The following is a 20,587-nucleotide window of genomic DNA, read 5'->3' as shown; positions in this document are numbered from 1 at the left end:
CTGCGCGCACCCTGCCCACCCGTGGACCGCCTTCGCGGCGTACGCGCGGCGTGGGTAGGGTGACGCGCGTCACTTCACTACGGATCGTCCGGCACGTACCTGCCGGTGAAGGGAATGGTTCAGCATGGCCACAGTGACCTTCGAGAAGGCACAGCGCTGGTATCCCGGGGCGGACAAGCCCACGGTGCCCGGCATCGACCTCGAGATCGGCGACGGGGAGTTCATGGTCCTCGTCGGCCCGTCCGGGTGCGGCAAGTCCACGACCCTGCGGATGCTCGCCGGGCTCGAGGAGATCAACGCAGGCAAGATCTACATCGGCGACCGCGACATCACGCACACGCCGCCCAAGGACCGCGACATCGCGATGGTCTTCCAGAACTACGCGCTCTACCCGCACATGACCGTCGCGGACAACATGGCCTTCGCGCTCAAGATGGCCAAGGTCAGCCCCGACGAGCGCAAGAAGCGGGTGGCCGAGGCCGCCCGCATCCTGGGCCTGGAGGAGTACCTCGAGCGCAAGCCCAAGGCGCTGTCCGGTGGCCAGCGCCAGCGCGTGGCCATGGGCCGCGCCATCGTCCGCAACCCGCAGGTCTTCTGCATGGACGAGCCCCTGTCGAACCTCGACGCCAAGATGCGCGTGCAGACCCGCACGGACATCGCCAAGCTCCAGGCCGACCTCGGCGTCACCACCGTCTACGTCACCCACGACCAGGTCGAGGCCATGACCATGGGCGACCGCGTCGCGGTGATGAAGCTCGGCGAGCTCCAGCAGGTCGACACCCCGCTCAAGCTCTACGACAAGCCCGTCAACCTCTTCGTGGCCGGCTTCATCGGCTCCCCCGCAGATGAACCTCATCGAGGCCAAGGCGGCCGACGGCGGGGCCAGGATCGGGAACTACCTCGTGCCGGTCGACCCGACCGCCTCGAAGAAGATGCAGGGCAACATCACCGTCGGCGTCCGGCCCGAGGCCTGGCGCCTGGTCTCGGCCAACGACGGCGGGCTGCCCATCAAGGTGACGGTCGTCGAGGAGCTCGGCGCCGACGGCTTCGTCTACGGCACCTGCGACGTCGAGGGCACCCCCGGCAACGTCATCGTCCGCGTCAGCGGCCGGGACCAGGTGGCCAAGGGCGACACCATCTACGTCACCACCGACCCGCAGAACGTGCACGTCTTCGACACCGACACGGGCGACCGCCTGTCCGACTGACCTGCTCCACCCCGACGGCCCTACCGCTCACGCGGTGGGGCCGTCGTCGTCCTCCGGCCAGCCGCCGCCGGTCAGGCCCGCGGTGGCGAGGAGCACCCGCCGGCGGGCGGCGCCCTCGTCGTCGCCGAAGCGGTCGATGGCCCAGGACAGGGCGGTCACCAGCTCGAAGACCTCGTCCGCGGCGGCGTCCGGCCGAGCCGCACCGACGGTCCGCGCGCCGTCGAGCAGCAGCCGGGTCTGGGCGACGAGGCACGCCGTGGACGGGGCGACGGGCGAGCTCGGGTCCACGTGCGCGTCGGCGAGGCAGTAGGGCAGGTCGTGCCAGATGCGCAGCAGCCACGCCAGGTGGACCAGCCACTCACGCAGCGCCGCGCTCGGGTCCTCGGTGCGGGCCAGTTCCTCGCCGAGGGCCACGGCGTCGGTGATGCTGCTCGCCATCACCGCGGAGAGCAGGTCCTCGCGGGTCGGGAAGTGGCGGTAGAGCGTCGCGTTGCCGACCCCGGCCCGCACCGCGATGGTGTCGAGCGGGGCGAGCACGCTGTCCTCGGCGAAGACCTCCCGTGCCGCGGTCAGCACCGCGTCCCGGTTGCGCTGGGCGTCGGCGCGGAGCGGCCGAACGGCTCCGGCGCGTTCTCGTGGCTTCCCAACCACCGAGCACCCTCCAGCGGCAAGTGGGGAGTGTCCCCATATAGTCGGTCGTTGTGGGGATGGTCCCCACTTCAGAACGGAGTCTAGATGAGCACCACACCACTGGCCGGACGCACCGTCCTCGTCACCGGGGCCAACGGCGGCCTCGGGCAGGAGTTCGTGGCGGGCGCACTCGCCCGCGGCGCGGCGAAGGTGTACGCCGCCGCGCGCACGCCGCGGAGCTGGGAGAGCCCGCTCGTGGAGCCCCTGCACCTCGACCTGACCGGCCCCGAGAGCATCGCGGCCGCAGCGGCCCGAGCGGGCGACGTCGACCTGCGGGTCAACAACGCCGCCATCGCCCCGGAGGGCGACAGCATCACCGGCTCGGTCGAGGACGCCCGCCGCGTGTTCGAGACCAACTTCTTCGGCACCCTGCAGGTCGCCAACGCCTTCGCCCCGGTCCTGGCCTCCCACGGCGGCGGCACGATGCTGAACGTGATCTCGTCCGCGGCCTGGGTCAGCGTCCCCACGGTCTACGGTGCGTCGAAGGCGGCCCTGTGGTCGGCCAGCAATGGGCTGCGCCTGGCGCTGGAGGGCCAGGGCACGCACGTGGTCAGCTTGCTGGTGGGCATGGTCGACACCCCGATGTCGCAGCGCTGGGACGTCGCCAAGGTCACCGCGGCCTCGGTGGTCGACCAGGCCTACGACGGGGTGGTGAACGGCGCGCTCGAGGTCCTGGCCGACGAGGAGACGCGGGGGCTCAAGGTCCAGCTCGGCACCCCCGCCGAGGAGTTCTACCCCCGGGTCCACGAGCAGCTGGCCTTCTTCAAGGCCTGAGCCGTCACTGGCGGTAGCTGCTGTCCGGCAGCTGGTCGGGGCAGCTGCCGCCGGGGGTGGTGGCCAGCTCGAAGTGCCAGATCTCGTTGGCGAACACCTGGCACAGGCCGTACGCCGCGCCGTGCCGGCCGAGCCAGTCGTCGGCGTCGGTGGGGCCGATGTCGACGGCGTCGCCGGTGACGTGGCGGGAGGTGTCGGGGGGTGGAGACGTAGCGGCGGGCCTCGTCCTCGCTGCCGTACTTCGCGACGGCCTCGTCGAAGAGGCGCTGCTGGTGGGCGCGGCTGCGCCAGCCGCTGGTGATGCGGAGCTCGACGCCGTCGCGCCGGGCGTCGCGGGTGGCGGCCTCGACGGCGGCGAGGAGGTCGGGGTCGAGGTGGCTGACCGAGGCGGGGTCGCCGTCCGGGGGAGGGGCGTCGGGTGGCGTGGCGGGCAGCGTGCGGGCGGCGGCCTGGTGGGTCGCGGGGACGGTGCGGTCGGTCTGGTCGCCGGCGGCGCCGCAGCCGGCGACGAGCAGGGCGAGGGCGGCGGTCACGGCCGCGGGCAGGACGAGGCGGAGGGTCACGGCTCCACGGTGGCGGCGGCGGGCGCCGGATCCATCGGTCGCAGGTGCCGGACGGCGGCACCTGAGGACCACCCGCCTGTCATAGCGTGGCGCCGTGCCGAAGACCATCCGCGAGCCGGCGCGGGACGTGGACGTCGTGCTCGAGACCGACGTGCTGGTGGTGGGGTCGGGACCGGCGGGGCTGTCTGCGGCGCTGGCGTCGGCGCGGGCGGGCGCGGAGACGGCGCTGGTCGAGCGGTTCGGGTGCTTCGGCGGCAACATCACGGCGGTCGGGGTCGAGGGGATGGCGTGGTACCGCCACGAGGCCACGGTCGAGGCCGGAGGCATTGGGCGCGAGCTCGAGGACCGGGCGGCGGCGATGGGGGCGGCGACCCCGGAGAGCCAGTCGCTGTCGATGGAGATCGACGCCGAGGCGTTCAAGGTCGTGGCCGACGTCCTGGTCGAGGAGGCCGGGGTGCGGCCGCTGCTGCACCGGCAGGTGGTGGCGCCCCTGCTGGACGGCGACCGGGTGATCGGGGTGCTGACCGAGTCCAAGGCCGGCCGGGAGGCGATCCTGGCCCGGCGGGTGGTGGACGCGACGGGCGACGCGGACCTGGCCTTCCGGGCCGGCGCCCCGACGAGGACGACGCCGCGCGAGGAGATGCTGGCGGCGTCGGTGATGTTCCACCTGGCCGGGGTGGACAAGGCGGAGTTCCTGGCCGGGGTGCGCGCGGACCCGCAGACCTACGCCGACTGGAGCGAGGCGGACTGGGAGGTGGAGACCGACGGCAAGGAGGACGCCCTGTTCTCGCCGTACCTCCGCAAGCCGTTCGCCGCCGCGGTCCGCGACGGCGTCGTCCCGGCCGGGCTGACCACCCTCGGCGGCACGTGGGGCGCGGTCCACGACAGTGGCGAGCTGACGTACCTGAACATCGTCCACCTCCCCGGCGTCGACGGCACCGACCCCGACGACCTCACCCGCGGGGAGATCGAGGGCCGGCGGCAGGCGGTGCACGCCATCGCGGCGCTGCGCCGCTACACCCGCGGCTGTGAGCACGCCCGGCTGCGCAACTTCGGCATGACCATCGGCATCCGCGACTCGCGCAAGATCGTGGCGGCCTACGACCTGACCGAGGCCGACGTGCGCGGGCAGGCGCGGTTCGAGGACTCGGTGGGGATCTACCCCGAGTTCATCGACGGGTACGGCGTGCTGGTGCTGCCCACGACCGGGCGCTACTACGAGGTGCCGTTCCGCAGCATGGTGCCGCGCGGCCTGCGCAACCTGCTCGTGCCGGGGCGGCCGAGCGGCGGCGACCGGATCGCCCACGCCTCGACGCGCAACATGTCGTGCTGCGCGGTGCAGGGTCAGGGCGCCGGCGTGGCCGCCGCGCTCTCACTCCACCAGGGCCGCGAGCTGACCGAGGTGGACCTCGGCGCCGTCCAGCGCGAGCTGGACCGCCAAGGGGTGCGCGTGCACTAGCGCCGGGCGCTCGCGCGGTCCGCCGTGCGACGGATGCCGTCGGCGAAGGTCTCGAACAGCGCCTCGGGCAGGTCGTGGCCCATGCCGTCGACGAGCAGCAGCTCGGCGCCCGGGATGGCGGCGGCGGTGGCCCGGCCGCCGGAGACGTGGACCATCTTGTCGGCGGTGCCGTGCACGACCAGGGCGGGGACGCGCACGGCGTGCAGCTTCTCGGCGCGGTTGGGCTGGGTCAGGATGGCGACCATCTGGCGCATCGTGCCGCTGGCCGTGACGCCGCGGTCCCAGGTCTCGCCCGCGCGCTTGCGGGTGGCCTCCTCCGTCGTGGGGTACGCCGGGGAGCCGATCAGCTTCCAGGTGCGCACGCTCATCTCGACGTAGCCCTCCTTGCCGGCCCGCGAGCCGAGCAGGCTGGGCAGGAGCGAGGGGTGCTGCCAGCCGACGGTGCGCTTGCCGGTGGTCGACATGATGCTGACCAGCGAGCGGACCCGGTCGGGGTGGGCGATGGCCAGGGTCTGGGCGATCATCCCGCCCATCGACACGCCGCACACGTGCGCGGACTCGACGCCGAGGTGGTCGAGCAACCCGACGGCGTCCTCGGCCAGGTCGAGGAGGGAGTACGGCGCCCGCACGCGACGGCCGGTGAAGGCGCGCACGAGGGTGGCGCGGGTGACCCGGCCCTGGGCGCGACTGGAGCGGCCGACGTCGCGGTTGTCGTAGCGGATGACGTAGAACCCGCGCTCGGCCAGCATCCGGCACAGCTCGGGGTCCCACCAGGTCATCGGGCCGCCGAGGCCCATGACGAGGAGGAGTGGATCCCCGTCGGGGGTACCGAACGTCTGATAGGCGAGCTCCACCTCGCGTCCGACGGGGGCGAAGAGCTCCTCAGAGACGGGGACCGACACGGTGAAGAGTCAACCAAAGGGGCGGAAGTCCGCCGTTCACGGGTCACCGGTCCGTAACCTCAGGGACGTGGGCCAGTCAGCGTCGACGAGCTCCAGGCGGGAGAACCCGAGCCTGGGCTCGTTCCTGCTGCCCGACGGCTTCGCCCGCCCGCGGGTCCGCGACGTGCTCCGCGAGGGCAGCGTGGTCCTCGAGGCCGGCCGGTACGCCGCCAGCTCGCTGGACGAGCGCCGCCGCCGCTGGCGTGCGCCGTACGCCACCCGGGGCGCGGTCGTCACCGACGAGCCCGTCGTCCTGGTCCCGGGCTTCATGGCCGGCGACCTGAGCCTGCACGCGATGAGCCGGACGCTTCGCGGGCGAGGCTTCCGCACCTACTCCTCCCACATCAGCGCCAACGTCGGCTGCACGCTCGAGGCGGCCGACGCGCTGGAGTCGCGGATCGAGTCGATCGCGATCAAGCGCGACAGCCGGGTCCGCATCGTCGGGCACAGCCTGGGCGGGATGCTGGCCCGCGGTCTGGCCGTACGCCGCCCGGACCTGATCAGCGGCATCGTCACCATGGGCAGCCCGATGCTCGCGCCCGGCGCCCACCACGTGCTGCTCACCTCGAGCGTCGACCTGCTGGTCCGGCTGAGCCGGGCCGGCGTGCCCGGGCTGATGGCCGAGGAGTGCGTGCGCGGTCGCTGCGCGCGGCAGAGCTTCGAGGAGAGCCGCGAGCCGCTGGCCGGCGACGTCGCCTTCACCGCGGTCTACTCCCGGCGCGACGGCATCGTCGACTGGCGGGCCTGCGTCGACCCGACCGCCCACGCCGTCGAGGTCACCACCTCCCACGTGGGGATGGCGCTCGACCCGCACGTCGTCGACGTGGTCACCGCGGCGCTGCAGCGCCCGGCGTCCGGACGCCGTGGGCTGCGGTCGCTCGACTCAGTGCTCGAAGTCGACAGCAGCGAAAGCGCGTAGCTTCGACAGCTGGTGCTCGCTGCGGATCGAGCGGATCGTCCCGCTGCGCGAGCGCATGACCAGCGAGTCGGTGGTGCACCCGCCGGGGCGGTAGCGCACCCCGCTCATCAGGTCGCCGTCGGTGATGCCGGTGGCCACGAAGAAGCAGTCGTCGCCGGTGACCAGCTGGTCGGTGGTGAGCACCGCCTCCGGGCTGAGGTCGTGGCCGGCGTCCAGCGCCCGCTGCCGCTCGTCGTCGTCCTGCGGCCACAGTCGGCCCTGGATGACGCCGCCCATGCACTTGACCGCGCAGGCCGCGATGATGCCCTCGGGCGTGCCGCCGATGCCGAGCAGCAGGTCCACGCCGCTGCCGGGCCGCGCGGCCGCGATCGCGCCGGCCACGTCTCCGTCGACGATGAAGCGGATCCGCGCGCCGGTGGCCCGGATCTCCTCCGCCAGCCTCTCGTGGCGGGGCCGGTCCAGCAGCACGACGGTGACGTCCTCGGGCTCGGTGCCCTTGGCCTTGGCCACCTGGCGGATGTTCTCGGCCACGGGGTTGCGGATGTCGACCACGTCGGCCGCCTCGGGCCCGGTGACGAGCTTCTCCATGTAGAAGACCGCGGACGGGTCGTACATCGAGCCGCGCGGCGCCACGGCCAGCACGGCCACGGCGTTGGCCATGCCCTTGGCCGTCAGCGTGGTCCCGTCGATGGGGTCGACGGCCACGTCGCACTCCGGCCCGGTGCCGTCACCGACCCGCTCGCCGTTGTAGAGCATGGGCGCGTTGTCCTTCTCGCCCTCGCCGATGACCACGACGCCGTCCATCTGGATGGTCGAGATCATCACCCGCATCGCGTTGACCGCGACTGCGTCGGCGCCGTTCTTGTCGCCGCGGCCGACCCACCGCGCTGCGGCCATCGCGGCCGCCTCGGTGACCCGGACGAGCTCCAGGGCCAGGTTGCGGTCCGGGGCTTGGGGGGAGGGGACCAGGCGCTCGGGCTCCATGAGCCAGACCCTAGCCGGACACCGCCCACAGGGTGACCACCCCGAGGCAGAGCGACACCGGGGTGATGACCAGCGAGACGCGGTGGAACGCCGCGGTGCCGACGCTGCGGCCGGCGCCGGTGAGCGTGCGGCGCCACAGCAGGTTGGCCAGCGAGCCGGTCCAGGTGAGGCCGGAGCCGATGTTGAGCCCGAGCAGCGCGGCCAGGACGGCGGTCGTGCCGAGCGGGGCGACCAGGGGCACGAGCAGGATCGTGGCCGACAGGTTGGTGAGCAGGGCGGCCAGGACCGTGGCCAGGACCGCGATGGCCAGCAGCGCGGCCAGCGAGGTGCTCGAGGGGACCAGGTCCGCCACGACGTCGCCGAGGAACCCGGAGGCCACGGCGGCCACGGTCACGCCGAGGGCCAGGACGAGCAGGGCGAAGGACAGGTTCGCCGCGGCGACGACCTGGCGCGGGGTGACCTCGCGGCGTGCGCCGGCCCAGACGACCAGCACGAGGGCGGCGGCGGACGACGCCCACGCGGGCGCGACGTCCCAGCGTGAGAGCACCGTGAACGCCGCGAGCATGAGGACCAGCACGAGCACCGGGACCAGCGGCACCGGCGGGCCGGTGAGGTCGTGCCCGTCGCGCGGGGCGGCGGCCAGGTCGCGGCGGAACAGCAGGCGGAGCAGGACGTACTCCACGAGGAGCACGACCACCCAGACCGGCCCCATCCGGGCCGCGAAGCCCAGGAAGTCCAGGTCCAGGTGGGGCAGGGCCAGCAGGTTGGTGAGGTTGGAGACCGGGAGCAGGAGCGAGGCGGAGTTGGCCATCCGCAGGCAGGCGAAGGCGCCGGGCCGGTCGGAGGTGCCGAGCGTGGCCGCCGCGCCGACCACGATCGGGGTGAGCAGCACGACGGTGGCGTCCAGGCTGAGGACCACGGTCACCAGGGCGGCCAGCACGAAGACGCCGAGCAGCAGCCGGTCCGGGCGGCCCCCCGCTGGCCCCGCCGACGATCCGGGCGGCGGCGCGGAACAGCCCGGCGCGGGCGCAGACGTCGGAGACGACCAGGATCGTGACGAGGAAGACCACGACGGGCAGCAGCTCGCCGAGGGTGTCGGTGAGGGCGTCGCGGTCGACCAGGCCGGTGGCCAGCACGACCACGGTGGCCAGGACGGCGACGCCGGCCTCCCGGCGCCAGGGCAGGTGCAGCGTGGCCGCGACGAGGAGCCCCGCGAGGGCGACCAGCGCGACGGCGTCGGCGAGGACGGCCGTCAAGGGGCCGTGGTGAGCGTGATGTCGTCGACGTCGCAGCTGGCGGTGTCGCCGCGGGTGGCGATGCCGATCGTCGTCGGCGGGCGGAGGACCGGGTCCACGGTCGTGGCCACCCGGCGGCCGCCCAGCAAGACCGCGATCACGCCCTGATCATCCACCAGCGCGAGCGGTCCGGCGCTCCCGGGTGGCGCGGTGAACGGCAGCACGTGGGTGCTGCCGGAGCCGCTGAACCACTCGGCGCGGCCCTCGCCGCTGTCGCGGTCGAGGGTGACGACGAGCTGGGTCGCCCCGTCGCCGGCGTACAGCCCGCAGGCGCCGCGGGTCCGGCCCGGCGTGACCCGCACCGACCAGGTCGCCCCGGCGCCCGAGACGGGCGCGGTCCGCCACGCGGTGTAGTCGGGGCCGAGGCCGGCGGACTCCATCCGGTAGCGGCCGCCCTTGACCGACGCGGTCACCGTGCCGGTGGACACCGGCTGCGGGCCGGTGCCGAACGGCGTGGCGCCGTCGAAGCCGTCGGTGAAGACCACGGTGCCGGGCGCGGCCACCTCGGGCAGGGCGCCGATGTCGGCGGAGCTCGAGACCTTGAGCGGGGGCGGTGCCGCGCGCTCGTGGCCCGGGCAGAGCGCCTCGCGGTCGTCGTCCTCGAAGGCCAGGCGCCAGCTGTCGTCGTCGATGCGGTCGCCGAAGACCCGGCACAGGTCGGCGCGGGGGTCGTCGGACAGCTCCAGCTCGGAGGAGCGCGGGTCCCACAGGCGCAGGGAGCCGTCCACGCTGGCCGAGAGCAGCATGCCGTCGTCGTCGAACAGCGACTCGGAGACCAGCGACGTGTGCCCGCCGGTCAGCCCGCCGAGGTAGGCGCCGTCCTCGGCGCCGAAGACGTAGCCGCGGCCGGCCAGGTCGAACGTCGCCACGGTGTGGCCGTCGGGGGACAGGCTGGAGGTCCAGCTCACCGGCGGCAGGCCGGTGGGCGGCGCGTCGGGGAGGCTGGCGCGGAAGCTGCCGACCGGCGTACCGGTGGCCACGTCGACCAGCGCGACGTCCTCGAAGGTCGGGAAGTCGATGAGCACGTGCTCGCCCGCGGCGTCCGCGGTCAGGTGCTGCACGCCGGAGTCGCTGCGGCCGGGCACCAGCTCGGCGGTGCTGTTGTCGCCGAGGGCGTTCCACACGACCAGCTGGGAGGAGACCGAGGCGGAGAGCACCCGGCCGTCGTCGAGCACGGCCAGCGCGGTCGGGTCGCCCTTCGGGCTGTGCCAGGACGTCAGCTCGCGGGGCGCGGCCGGGTCGCGCAGGTCCCAGAGGGTGACCCAGCTCGTGCGGGCCACCGCGAGCAGCGAGCCGTCGTGGGAGAACGCCAGCACCGGCACCGAGCCGTCGTCCGGGCTGAACGTCGAGAGCGGGGTCGGCGTGCCGCCGGCCGGGAGGTCGGCGGCCAGGTCGTAGGCGTGGATCCCGGCCTTGCTGTCCACCGAGACCAGCACCCGGCCGTCGGGGCGCACGGCCAGAGCGCCCGACTCCGGGAGGTCGAGCACCCGCTCGGTGGCGGTGTCCCAGACCAGGGCACGGCCGGCGCCGGTGGTCACGGCGCCCACCGACCCGCCGACGCCGATGTTGTAGAAGGAGTCCTGCTCGGGCGAGCGGTAGACGTCACGGGCCGGGGAGCGCAGGAGGGTCCGGGCCGCGGTGCGCAGCTCGCGGTCCGAGCCGTTGATCTCGAGCCCGCGCAGCAGCGCCGCCGCCGCGGCCGCGGGGTCGTGGGTCAGCTCGCGCTGCGCGATGGCGGCCAGCTCGCCCACCCGCGCCTGCTCGGCGCGTCGGCGGTCGGCGCGAGCGTTGACGAGCAGCACCACGACCAGCGTGACGGCGAGGGCGGCGACGACCAGGCCCACGCCGGCGCGCACCAGGCGGCCGCGGCGCTGGCGGGCCGCCGAGGCGTCGACGTACGCCGTGACGTCGGCGGTGCCCATGTCGGGGTTGCGCGAGCGCCAGGCGCGGGCCTGGGCCAGCTCGAGCCCGGCGAGCAGCCCGGACTGGGTGGCGCCACCCTCGCGCCAGTCGCCGGCCCGGCGCTCGAGGCGCGCGCGGAGGACGAGGTCGTCGCGGCGCTTCTCGATGAGCGCGGCCAGGGGCGGCCACGCCGAGAACAGCGACTCGTGCGCCGGCGCGTAGACCTGCTGGTCGTTGACCTCGTTGATGACCACGAGCCGGGCGTCGACCAGGTCGTCGAGGATCTCGCGGTGCCGCGGCGGGACGTCCGCGGCCCGGGCCAGCCGCTTGTGCGGGGTCGCGTCGGTGAGGTTGACCAGGTGCAGGACGGCCTCGGCGACGTCCTGCTCGGTGCGACCGGCGGTGACCACCTCGCCGGCGCGGGAGGCGATGGCGCCGCGCACCCCGCCGATCGCGTCGTACGCCGCGTGCGTGAGCCGGCCGTCCTGGGACTCGGCGGCCAGCCGGGCCAGCGTGAAGGCCAACAGGGGGAGTGCCTCACCACCGCCGGTGTCGTCGACCAGGCGCTGCACCAGCCCGTCCTCGAGCGTGAGGTGCGAGCGGCGGGCGGGCTGGCTGATGACCTCGGCCAGGTCGCTGCGCGACAGCGGCGGCACGTGCAGCACCGTCGGGGCGACCTGCAGCGCGGACTTGCCGGTCTCGGCGGCGACCCGGTCCCACATGTCGGTGCGGGCCGTCATGACCACGCGCAGCGGGGAGGGGGCGGTGCAGGCGGTGGTCAGCGCCTGCAGGAACGCCGTCCGCTCGGCCTCCCCGGTCATGGTGACCAGCTCCTCGGCCTGGTCCACCACGACCAGCACCTTGGTCTCGGCCGAGGCCTGGCCGGACGCGCGGATGGCCCGGACGTACTCCGCCATCCCGCCCGGCGTGCGCAGCAGCTCGGCGCACCGGTCGGCGTCGAGCTCGGCCTGGCGCAGCTTGGCCGCGTGGGCCAGGGCCAGCGACATCTCGGCCAGCGGCACGTCCGACGGCGTCCACGGGTCGGTGATCACCCAGTCGTCGGAGACCCGGAGCGCGGGCACGAGGCCGGCGCGCACGAGCGAGGACTTCCCGCTGCCGGACGGGCCGAGGACCGGGATGATCGCGCCCTCGCGGCTGCGGCTCGGCGGGTCGACGAGCTGGCGGAGCTGGTCGATCTGCCGGTCGCGCCCGAAGAACACCGCGGCGTAGGACTCGTCGAACGCGCGCAGTCCGGGGAACGGCGAGCGGCCGGCGTCCCAGCGCGCCTCCTGCTCCAGGCCCAGGGCGCCGAGCGCCGCGCGGACCCGGTCGCGGTCGATCTGGCCGGCGCTGATCTTGAGGCCCTGGAGGTCGGCGATGAGCGGGTGCGGGTCGGCGCCGTCGACCAGCAGGGCCAGCACGGGCTTGCGCAGCCAGCGCGTGAGCGCCAGCTCGGAGTGGCACCACTGGCTGGCCACGGACTGGGGCGTGGTGATGAAGACGACCGCGTCGCAGGCGTCGAGGTTGGTGAAGAGCTGGTCGCGCCAGGCCTGTCCGGGCACCAGCCCGCCGGTCGGGTCGAAGTCCAGGAACACCGAGCCGTAGCCCAGGTCCGCCAGTGCGTCCTTGACCTCCGCGGCGAGCGCGTTGTCGGCCGAGGAGTGCGACACGAAGAGCTGCGCCACCACTTCCCCTTCCGCCGGACGGCTCGTCGTCGACCAGCGCGCCCGAGTCGCGCGGCCGGGCCATCATCACCACTCTCGGGCCGCCTGGGAAGATGGGGAGGTGAGCGACACGCCGGAGCAGGGACGCGAGCGGCCCAGCCGCTACACCCGCAGCTTCGGTGGTCTCATCGGCGCGATGGTCGTCACGGTGGTCTTCATCGCCGGGTACGTCGCGTTCCGGGCCGTCACCCGCGACCAGCCCGACGTCAAGCAGGACGTCGACTACCTCGCCCAGGTCTCCGAGCTCCAGGGGGCCGACGTCACCGTCGTCTTCCCGTGCGGGCTCCCCGACGGCTGGCGGGCCACGAGCACCGACTTCGAGCGCGGCGACCCGCCCACCTGGGGGATCGGCTTCGTGACCGACGACGACGAGTTCGTCGGGGTCCGGCAGGAGCAGTCCGACGTCGACGACCTGCTCGAGACCTACGTCGACAAGAGCGCCGACGAGGGCGAGGACGCCTCGCCGGAGAACTCCCTCGGCGTCTCCACCTGGCAGACCTGGTCCGACGACGGCGGTGACCACGCCTTCTCGACCACCCTCGCGGGGCCGCTGGACGGCCAGACCCTCCTCGTCTACGGCTCGGCCTCGGTGGCCCAGCAGGAGGAGCTCGTCGGCCGGCTCAGCACCGGCTCCACGCAGGGCTGCTGAGCCTTCGCCCGCCGTTCGCGCCCGCGTCGGGTCCGGGGCCCTGTCCGGTCGCGTGACTGCGTGAGCGTCGCGGAACGTGGTCCTCGACCCGTCCCTGTCCCGCCGGCACCTGCTCGCGGGCCTGGCCGCACCCGTCGTGCCGGCCGTGCCCTTCCTGCCGGGCGTGCCCGCGCTGCGGCCCGCGGTCCTGCGCGACCCGTTCGCGCTCGGCGTGGCCTCCGGCGACCCCTGGCCGACCAGCGTCGTGCTGTGGACCCGGCTGGCGCCCGAGCCGCTGGCCGACGACGGCCTCGGCGCGATGCCGCGACGTCCGGTCGTCGTGCAGTGGCAGGTGGCCGAGGACGAGGCGTTCCGGACCGGGCTGCGCGGCGGGTACGCCGTCGCGGAGCCGGCCTGGGCACACAGCGTGCACGTCGAGGTGGCCGGGCTGCGCCCGGACCGGCCGTACTTCTACCGGTTCCGCGCCGAGGGGCACCTCTCGCCGGTGGGCCGCACCCGGACCGCGCCGGCCGGCGGCTCGCTCCCGGCGTCGGCCACCGTCGGGGTCGTGTCCTGTGCGAACTGGGAGGAGGGCTTCTTCACTGCCTACCGGCACCTGGCCGCCGAGGAGCCCGACCTGGTGCTCCACCTCGGCGACTACCTCTACGAGAGTCCCGAGGACCCGGGAACCGACGCGACCACCGGCGCCGGCCACGTGCGCGGTCACCTCGGCCGGGAGACCCGCACGCTCGCGGCGTACCGGCAACGGCACGCGCAGTACAAGACCGACCCCGACCTCCAGGCCGCCCACGCGGCCGCGCCGTGGGCGGTGGTCCCCGACGACCACGAGGTCGACGCCAACTGGGCCGGCGCCACGCCCCAGACCCCACAGCCGCACTTCCTGCGGCGCCGGGCCGCGGCCTTCCGCGCGTACTACGAGCACATGCCCCTGCGCCGCTCCTCGCTGCCGCGCGGTGCCACGATGCCGGTCTTCCGCCGGCTCGCCTGGGGCGACCTGGCCACCGTGCACCTGCTCGACACCCGCCAGTACCGCTACGACCAGGCCTGCGGCGACACCCGCGTCATCGGCTGCACCGCACGGCTCGCCCCCGACCGCACGATGCTGGGCGGCGCGCAGGAGCGGTGGCTGGGCGACGGGCTGCGCGCCTCGCCCGCCCGGCGGGACCTGCTGGCCCAGCAGGTGTTCGTGGCGCCCAAGGACAGCTTCCCGGGGCCGCTGGAGGAGTTCGCCATGGACGCCTGGGACGGCTACCCCGCGGCCCGCCGCCGGCTGCTGCGGTCGCTGACCGACGTCCGGAACCCCGTCGTGCTCACCGGCGACGTGCACCGCCACTACGCCAACGACCTGCTCCTCGACGCCACCACCGTCGCCGCCGAGCTGGTCACCACCTCGGTGAGCAGCGGCGGTGACGGCTCGGTCCGCACCGCCCTGACCGACGTCCAGCTGGCCGAGAACCCGCACCTGCGCTGGGTCGACAGCCGGCGTGGGTACGTCGTGCTGCGGCTCGCGCCCGACCGGCTGCGCGCGGACTTCCGGACCCTGCCGTTCGTGCGTCGCCCGGGCGCTCCGGTCTCGACCGCGGCGACGTTCACGCTGGCCGACGGGGAGCGCGGGCTGCGGCGGGGCTGAGCCCGGCCGACGCGTGCGGCAGGCTGCCACCGTGGCGGCACCCGACTGGCTGGAGCGCTACCGCGCCGGGGACCGCGACCGCGTCTGGCACGAGCTGCGGCAGTGCGGGGCGCGTCTCGAGGAGACCGAGCAGGCCGTCGCGGCGGCGGTCTGCGACGAGATGGCCCGTCGGGCCCGGTCCAACGTCGAGACGGTGGTCGCGCGGCTGCGCTCCGAGGGCTACCGCTTCCACACCAACGACGACGAGCGGGAGCCCGTCGAGCCCTTCCGCCCGGCCTCGGAGGAGGCGCCGGCCCTGCTCGGGTGGCTCGAGGAGCGCTTCGGCCCGGTCCCGCTGACCGTCGCGTCCTGGTTGCGGCTGGTCGGCGACGTCTGGTTCGTGGGGACCCACCCCACCTGGCCGGACGCCGCGGCCGCCGATCCGCTGGTGGTCGAGCTGGAGGGGCTGCGGTGGCCCGGGGCGTCGATGCGCGAGTTCTTCGCCGGCGAGTCCGAGGCGCAGGCCGAGGGGAGCGACGGCGAGGTGTTCGTGCTGCCCGTCGCTCCCGACGCGCTGCACAAGGCGAACGTGAGCGGCGGGCCGGCGTACGGCTTCCGGCTGCCGGACGGCAGCGTCGACGCGCTCTTCGTGGGTGAGGTGGCCACGCCGTTCGTCGACCACCTCAACGCGGTCTTCGCCGGCGGCGGCTTCCTCGGCCACGGTGACGCCCAGCCCCCGTGGGAGCTGCGCCGCCGGCTGACTGAGGGACTGCTGCCGCTCTAGCCCTCGCCGTCCGCGTCGGCCTCGAGGGTCTCGTCGAGGCGCTGGCGGACCCCGTCGAGCCACTGCTGGCAGATCGTGGCCAGCTGCTCGCCCCGCTCCCAGAGGGCCAACGACTCCTCCAGGGTGGTGCCGCCGGCCTCGAGGCGGCGCACGGTCTCGACCAGCTCCTCGCGGGCGGCCTCGTAGGAGAGCTCCTGCTCGGGCTCCTTGTTCTCAGCCATCGGCGTGGTCCTCCAGGCGCTCGGTGCTCGTGGTGGTGGCGTGGACCCGGCCGTCGGCGACCCGGACGCTCACGTCGGCGCCGGCGGCCACGCCGGCCACCGAGGTCACGACGTGGCCGTCGGCGTCCTGGAGGACGGCGTACCCCCGCTCCAGCGTGGCCAGCGGCGAGAGCGCCCGGGCTCGGGCGCGGTGGTGGGCGATGTCGTCGGCGGCGCGGTCGAGGCGGTGGACGAGCGTGCGGCGGGCCCGGTCGCGCAGGGCCTCGAGCTCGGCGGCGCGCTCGTCGAGCATGCCGCGCGGGTCGCCGAGGACCGGACGCGAGCGCAGGGCGTCGAGGCCGGCCTGCTCGCGGTGCAGCCAGTCGGACAGGGTGTGGCGCAGCCGCCGGCGGGCCGCGTCGACCAGGCGCAGCTCCTCGGCCACGTCGGGGACGACCAGCTTGGCGGCGTCGGTGGGGGTGGAGGCGCGGACGTCGGCGACCAGGTCGAGCAGCGGCTGGTCCTGCTCGTGGCCGATCGCGGAGACGACCGGGGTGCGCATCCGGTGCACGGCGCGGACGAGGGCCTCGTCGGAGAACGGCAGCAGGTCCTCCACCGAGCCGCCGCCGCGGGCGACCACGACGACGTCCACGTCGGGGTTCCGCTCCAGCTTGTCGAGCGCGGCCATCACCTCCGCGGCCGCGCGGGGGCCCTGGACGGTGGCGTAGCAGGTCTCGAAGGCCACGTTGGGCCAGCGGCGGCGGGCGTTCTCCAGCACGTCGCGCTCGGCCGCGGACTGCGGGGCGGTGACCAGCCCGACGCGGTGGGGCAGGAACGGCAGCGAGCGCTTGAGCTCACGGGCGAACAGCCCCTCGGCGGCCAGCAGCTGCCGGCGCCGCTCGAGCCGGGCCAGGAGCTCGCCGAGGCCGACCATCCGGATCTCGCGGACGGCCAGGGAGAACGAGCCGCGGTTGGCGTAGTACGACGGCTTGGCCTGCACGACCACGCTGGCCCCCTCGACCAGCGGGGTGGCCAGCGAGTCCACCCGGTCGCGGGGCACGGTCAGCGGCACCGAGATGTCGGCCACCGCGTCGCGCAGCACCATGAACACCGTCTGCAGGCCGGGCCGGCGGTTGATCTGGGCGATCTGGCCCTCGACCCAGACCGGGCCCAGGCGGTCGACGTACTGGCTGATCAGGTTGGCGATCTGACGGACCGGCGCGGGGGACTGCGCCGAGGTCTCCAGAGCCACGCTCGCCGACTTTAGAGCAGCACACCGACGCCCGTACGCTGGGAGGCGTGAGCACCGACCTCGGCACCCCCCGCGTGCTGGCCCCCGACGAGGCCGAGCGCGCCGTGCTGCTGGCGGCGCCCCGCGGCTACTGCGCCGGCGTGGACCGCGCGGTGGTGACCGTGGAGAAGGCGCTGGACCTCTACGGCGCCCCCGTGTACGTCCGCAAGCAGATCGTCCACAACAAGCACGTCGTCGCCGACCTCGAGGCCCGCGGCGCGGTCTTCGTCGAGGAGCTGAGCGAGGTCCCCGAGGGCCGGACCGTGGTGTTCTCCGCCCACGGCGTCTCGCCCGCGGTGCACGCCGAGGCCCTCGAGCGCGACCTCAAGACCATCGACGCCACCTGCCCGCTGGTGACCAAGGTCCACCACGAGGCCAAGCGGTTCGCGGGCGACGACTACGACATCCTGCTCATCGGCCACGCCGGCCACGAGGAGGTCGAGGGCACCGCCGGTGAGGCGCCCGAGCACATCCAGCTGGTCGAGGGCCCCGGCGACGTGGACGCGATCGTGGTCCGCGACCCGAGCAAGGTCGCCTGGCTCTCCCAGACGACCCTGTCGGTCGACGAGACGCTGGAGACCGTCGCCGCCATCCGGCAGCGGTTCCCCGAGCTGCTCGACCCCCCCAGCGACGACATCTGCTACGCCACCCAGAACCGCCAGCTCGCGGTCAAGGAGATCGCCCAGGACTGCGACCTGCTCATCGTGGTCGGCTCCGGCAACTCCTCGAACTCCGTGCGCCTGGTCGAGGTGGCCCTCGAGGCCGGCGCGCGCGCGTCGTACCGCGTGGACGACGCCTCCGAGATCGACGAGGCCTGGCTCGACGGGGTGCGCACCGTCTCGGTGACCTCGGGCGCCTCCGTGCCGGAGTCGCTGGTCGAGGAGGTCCTGGCCTACCTCAGCGAGCGCGGCTACCCCGACGCCCGCGCGGTGCACAGCGCCGAGGAGAGCCTGATCTTCGCGCTCCCCAAGGAGCTGCGCCGCGACCTCAAGGCCGCGGGCCGCGGCTAGCCCCGCGCAGCACCGCCGTCAGCGGCGGCGGCGGCGCCGGGTGCGCTTGCTCGACGGCGTCGCGGGCGGGGTCGTCGGCGGCTCCAGGGGCTCGGCCGGCTCGGCCGGCCCGGACGTCGTGGCCTGCTGCTGGTCCGACCAGCGCCGGCGCGGCGGCTCGTCCGCCTGCTCGTCCGGCTCCTCGTCCGCGGTCTCGGGCTCGTCCGCGGTCTCGGGCTCGTCCGCGAGCTCGGGCTCGTCCTCGGGCTCGTCCAGGGGCTCGGACGCCGCCGGGTCCGGGTCGGGGCCGATCTCCTCGGCCTCCTCGCCCCAGTCGCCCCAGTCGTCGTCCTCGCCGTCGTCCCAGTCGTCGTCGAGCTCGTCCAGCTCGTCGTCCTCGTCCCACTCGAGGTCGTCGTCCTCGAGGTCCTCGTCGACGTCGGCCTCGGCGTCCTCGGGAGCGGCGTCCGGGTCGAGGTCGCCGTAGGCGTCGTCGGGCTCGCCCTCCTCGTCGGGACGGGCCTCGTCGGTGTGGTCGTGCACCTCGAGGTCGTCCACGTCGCCCAGGGCGTCGACCTCGTAGGTCTCGGGTGTGTGCTCGTCCCAGTCCTCGTCCTCGACGTACGCCGGGCCGTCGGTGTCGTAGCCGAGCTCGTCCTCGTCGCGCTCGCGCGAGAGCTGGCGGTCGCGGCGGATCGCGACCACGACCTGCAGGGCCAGCAGGAGCAGCAGCACGGCGATGACGACGACGAACCACTTGGCGTAGGACTTCTCCTCCTCGACCGTCTGGTGCGGGGCGAGCGATCGGCTCGCGGTCACGAAGGCGGGGTTGGCGGCGTCGGCGATGACCAGGTCGCCGTCGAGGTCGGCCCAGCCGGTGTTGACCACGGCGTCGACGACCTTGCGGGCCAGCTCGCCGGGGGCGGCCTTGTCCGAGGGCGCCCAGCTGCCGAGCATGAGGACCAGACGGTTGTTGCGGTCGATGGACTCCAGGACGGCGTACGGGTCCTGCGAGGTGATCTCCTGCACGGAGTCCTCGCGGTCCAGCAGGCGGGTGGAGGAGAGCTTGAGCGGGGCGTCGAGCGCCTCGGAGTCGGCGGCGAGCGCACCGACCATGAGCCCGGAGCGGTCGTCGGCCAGGAAGGCGTCGGGGTCCATCAGCTGGATCGTGAGCGGCGTTCCGGCGGCCCGCTGCAGTGCCGAGATCAGGGCGGCGGCGTTGACGGCCGCGCTGGCCTTGCGGCCCTCGGTGGCGCGCAGGGCGACCGGGAGCGTGCCCTCGAAGATCTGCGGGAACAGCTGGAAGCCCTGGGTCTTGCCCGTGCCGTGCCCGACCGTGACGGTCGAGGCGTCGCCGTCCACGTCGACCTCGGCCGCGGGGATCGAGGGCGGGGTGCAGGCCGAGCCGTCGGGTGCGACCGCGGTGAGGGTCATGGTGATGTCGTTGACCGAGCGGATCGCCGAGGCCGGCAGCTCCACGTCGAGGTCGAAGCGGGCCTCGTCGCCCAGCACGGTGGAGCCGACGAGCGTGCCGTTGGCGCGCACGTCGAGCCGGGCGCCGCTGGTGCTGGCGAACGCCGTGTGCGTGCCCTCCAGGTGCAGGGCCATGGCGTCGACCGGCTCGCCGAACGAGTCCTGGCGCAGCTCGATCTGCTGGGTGACCGAGCCGTAGCCGGTCAGCGCGACCGGGTCGACGCCGAGGTCCTCGAGGCTGCGGGTCTTCTCGGTGCTGCGCGGCTTGGTCTGCAGCGACGGGTCGACGGCGTCGGTGCCGGAGAGGCCGAGGGTGTCGGTGGACAGGGTGCGCACCGCGTCGACCAGGTCGTCGCCCTCGCCGGCGAAGGTCAGCAGCGGGATGCCCGACGTCGTCGACACCGCGGTGGTGACCTCGCCGGCCCGGCCGGGCGTGAGGGCGACCACCCGCTGGCTGGCCGTCGCGGTGGCCGCGTCCGGGACGTTCAGGCTGAGGTTGACCGGGGTGGTGTCGTCGTAGCGGTAGGCCAGCGCGGCCACGGCGGTCAGCCCGGCGGTGATCATGTCGTCGTCGGCGTCGCTCGGGATGACGACCGTGATCCCCGACGACGAGGCCGGGAAGAAGCCGGCCAGCGTGGTCGGTGGCGTCTCCGCCCCGGTGTACTGCAGCTCGATCTTGCGCAGGGCCGCGACACCGCCGGCGGGTGCGCAGGTCGCGCCCGCGGCCGGCGTGGCCGAGGTGAGGACGCTGAACGCGATGGTGCCGTCGGCGACCACGTCGGCCGGGGTCACCGGGACGCTCACCTTCTGGTAGAGCGCCGAGGGCACCTGGAGGCGCACCGCGCCGTTGACGAGGAACGAGATGACGGTGCCCTCGGTCACCTCGGACTGCGTCACCACGGCGTCGATCGCGCTCACCTGGACGCCGGCGGGGACGGGCACCTGGAGCGTGCTGGTGTTCTGCGCCGCGGTCGACAGGGTGCCGGGGACGCTGGTCGCGTCGGCGCTGGCCGGAGCGCCCGGCAGCAGGGTCGCCGGCACGGCCAGGAGGGCGCTGAGCAGCGTCCACGCCGCCACGCGCCGTGCCCGCACCCTCGTCGCCCCCCGCACGTAGGCACCCTAATGGGCCGCCG

General features: G+C 74.3%; 15 protein-coding genes and 2 pseudogenes. 8 read left to right on the top strand and 9 right to left on the bottom strand.

What is annotated here, in order from left to right; all coding sequences use genetic code 11:
• Positions 1 to 124 precede the first annotated feature (124 nt).
• A pseudogene (locus tag G5V58_RS17320) lies at positions 125 to 1,208 on the top strand (ABC transporter ATP-binding protein).
• A gap of 27 nt (positions 1,209 to 1,235) precedes the next feature.
• Here the strand turns inward: G5V58_RS17320 and G5V58_RS17315 are convergent.
• On the bottom strand, positions 1,236 to 1,784 hold the full coding sequence (locus G5V58_RS17315) for a TetR/AcrR family transcriptional regulator (protein ID WP_230486705.1): 549 nt from the start codon (positions 1,782 to 1,784) through the stop codon (positions 1,236 to 1,238).
• A gap of 159 nt (positions 1,785 to 1,943) precedes the next feature.
• Here G5V58_RS17315 and G5V58_RS17310 point away from each other — a divergent pair, with 159 nt between their 5' ends.
• A complete protein-coding gene (locus G5V58_RS17310) occupies positions 1,944 to 2,672 on the top strand; it encodes an SDR family oxidoreductase (protein WP_165235464.1) in 729 nt (242 codons plus the stop codon).
• Between the two features lie 257 nt (positions 2,673 to 2,929).
• Here the strand turns inward: G5V58_RS17310 and G5V58_RS26755 are convergent.
• Positions 2,930 to 3,343: pseudogene (locus G5V58_RS26755) on the bottom strand (hypothetical protein); the annotation flags it as partial.
• Here G5V58_RS26755 and G5V58_RS17300 point away from each other — a divergent pair.
• Positions 3,330 to 4,694 carry an FAD-dependent oxidoreductase gene (locus G5V58_RS17300; RefSeq protein WP_165235461.1) on the top strand — a complete coding sequence of 455 codons (1,365 nt, stop codon included), beginning with the start codon at positions 3,330 to 3,332 and terminating at the stop codon, positions 4,692 to 4,694. The pseudogene G5V58_RS26755 and the gene G5V58_RS17300 sit on opposite strands and share 14 nt — an antisense overlap.
• Here the strand turns inward: G5V58_RS17300 and G5V58_RS17295 are convergent.
• On the bottom strand, positions 4,691 to 5,491 hold the full coding sequence (locus G5V58_RS17295) for an alpha/beta fold hydrolase (protein ID WP_165235459.1): 801 nt from the start codon (positions 5,489 to 5,491) through the stop codon (positions 4,691 to 4,693). The two genes, G5V58_RS17300 and G5V58_RS17295, sit on opposite strands and share 4 nt — an antisense overlap.
• A 172-nt stretch (positions 5,492 to 5,663) precedes the next feature.
• Between G5V58_RS17295 and G5V58_RS17290 the strand changes: the two genes are divergently transcribed.
• Positions 5,664 to 6,554, top strand: coding sequence for an alpha/beta fold hydrolase (locus tag G5V58_RS17290; RefSeq protein ID WP_165235456.1), 891 nt, complete (start codon positions 5,664 to 5,666; stop codon positions 6,552 to 6,554).
• Here G5V58_RS17290 and glpX read toward each other — a convergent pair.
• The 3 genes from glpX to G5V58_RS17275 form a co-directional block, all read right to left on the bottom strand.
• Entirely contained in the window at positions 6,519 to 7,538 is a 1,020-nt protein-coding gene (gene glpX / locus G5V58_RS17285; RefSeq protein WP_165235453.1) for a class II fructose-bisphosphatase, read from the bottom strand. The genes G5V58_RS17290 and glpX overlap by 36 nt on opposite strands.
• Before the next feature lie 10 nt (positions 7,539 to 7,548).
• On the bottom strand, positions 7,549 to 8,478 hold the full coding sequence (locus tag G5V58_RS17280) for an SLC13 family permease (protein ID WP_165235450.1): 930 nt from the start codon (positions 8,476 to 8,478) through the stop codon (positions 7,549 to 7,551).
• A 312-nt stretch (positions 8,479 to 8,790) separates the two neighbouring features.
• Positions 8,791 to 12,420: an nSTAND1 domain-containing NTPase gene (locus G5V58_RS17275; protein WP_165235447.1), complete on the bottom strand. Its 3,630-nt coding sequence runs from the start codon at positions 12,418 to 12,420 to the stop codon at positions 8,791 to 8,793.
• A 100-nt stretch (positions 12,421 to 12,520) separates the two neighbouring features.
• Here G5V58_RS17275 and G5V58_RS17270 point away from each other — a divergent pair, with 100 nt between their 5' ends.
• The 3 genes from G5V58_RS17270 (at position 12,521) to G5V58_RS17260 (ending at position 15,501) form a co-directional block, all read left to right on the top strand.
• Positions 12,521 to 13,108 (top strand): DUF4245 domain-containing protein, encoded by a 588-nt coding sequence (locus G5V58_RS17270; protein WP_165235444.1) that lies wholly within the window; start codon positions 12,521 to 12,523, stop codon positions 13,106 to 13,108.
• Positions 13,109 to 13,184: 76 nt separating this feature from the next.
• Entirely contained in the window at positions 13,185 to 14,738 is a 1,554-nt protein-coding gene (locus G5V58_RS17265; RefSeq protein WP_165235441.1) for an alkaline phosphatase D family protein, read from the top strand.
• A gap of 31 nt (positions 14,739 to 14,769) precedes the next feature.
• Positions 14,770 to 15,501, top strand: a complete 732-nt coding sequence (locus G5V58_RS17260; protein ID WP_165235438.1) for a hypothetical protein — start codon at positions 14,770 to 14,772, stop codon at positions 15,499 to 15,501.
• Here the strand turns inward: G5V58_RS17260 and G5V58_RS17255 are convergent.
• A complete protein-coding gene (locus G5V58_RS17255; protein ID WP_165235435.1) occupies positions 15,498 to 15,722 on the bottom strand; it encodes an exodeoxyribonuclease VII small subunit in 225 nt (74 codons plus the stop codon). The genes G5V58_RS17260 and G5V58_RS17255 overlap by 4 nt on opposite strands.
• Positions 15,715 to 16,953, bottom strand: coding sequence for an exodeoxyribonuclease VII large subunit (xseA, locus tag G5V58_RS17250; RefSeq protein ID WP_165235433.1), 1,239 nt, complete (start codon positions 16,951 to 16,953; stop codon positions 15,715 to 15,717). The genes G5V58_RS17255 and xseA overlap by 8 nt, the downstream gene beginning before the upstream one ends.
• Before the next feature lie 47 nt (positions 16,954 to 17,000).
• Between xseA and G5V58_RS17245 the strand changes: the two genes are divergently transcribed.
• Positions 17,001 to 18,002, top strand: coding sequence for a 4-hydroxy-3-methylbut-2-enyl diphosphate reductase (locus G5V58_RS17245; RefSeq protein WP_165235430.1), 1,002 nt, complete (start codon positions 17,001 to 17,003; stop codon positions 18,000 to 18,002).
• Between the two features lie 18 nt (positions 18,003 to 18,020).
• On the opposite strand, the gene G5V58_RS17240 is transcribed toward G5V58_RS17245, so the two are convergent.
• Positions 18,021 to 20,564: a cellulose biosynthesis cyclic di-GMP-binding regulatory protein BcsB gene (locus G5V58_RS17240; protein WP_165235428.1), complete on the bottom strand. Its 2,544-nt coding sequence runs from the start codon at positions 20,562 to 20,564 to the stop codon at positions 18,021 to 18,023.
• Between the last annotated feature and the right edge of the window lie 23 nt (positions 20,565 to 20,587).

It is taken from the genome of Nocardioides anomalus (assembly GCF_011046535.1).
GTDB classification, from domain to species: domain Bacteria; phylum Actinomycetota; class Actinomycetes; order Propionibacteriales; family Nocardioidaceae; genus Nocardioides; species Nocardioides anomalus.
The sequence above is the reverse complement of the archived record's forward strand: the minus strand, read 5'-3'. Positions and strand labels throughout refer to the sequence as shown.

What these genes read in the sequence shown, in the direction of transcription:
- G5V58_RS17310 (WP_165235464.1), top strand. Translation starts at nt 1,944, where the DNA reads ATGAGCACCACACCACTGGCCGGACGCACCGTCCTCGTCACCGGGGCC.
- G5V58_RS17295 (WP_165235459.1), bottom strand. Translation starts at nt 5,491, where the DNA reads ATGGGCCTCGGCGGCCCGATGACCTGGTGGGACCCCGAGCTGTGCCGG.
- glpX (WP_165235453.1), bottom strand. Translation starts at nt 7,538, where the DNA reads ATGGAGCCCGAGCGCCTGGTCCCCTCCCCCCAAGCCCCGGACCGCAAC.
- G5V58_RS17255 (WP_165235435.1), bottom strand. Translation starts at nt 15,722, where the DNA reads ATGGCTGAGAACAAGGAGCCCGAGCAGGAGCTCTCCTACGAGGCCGCC.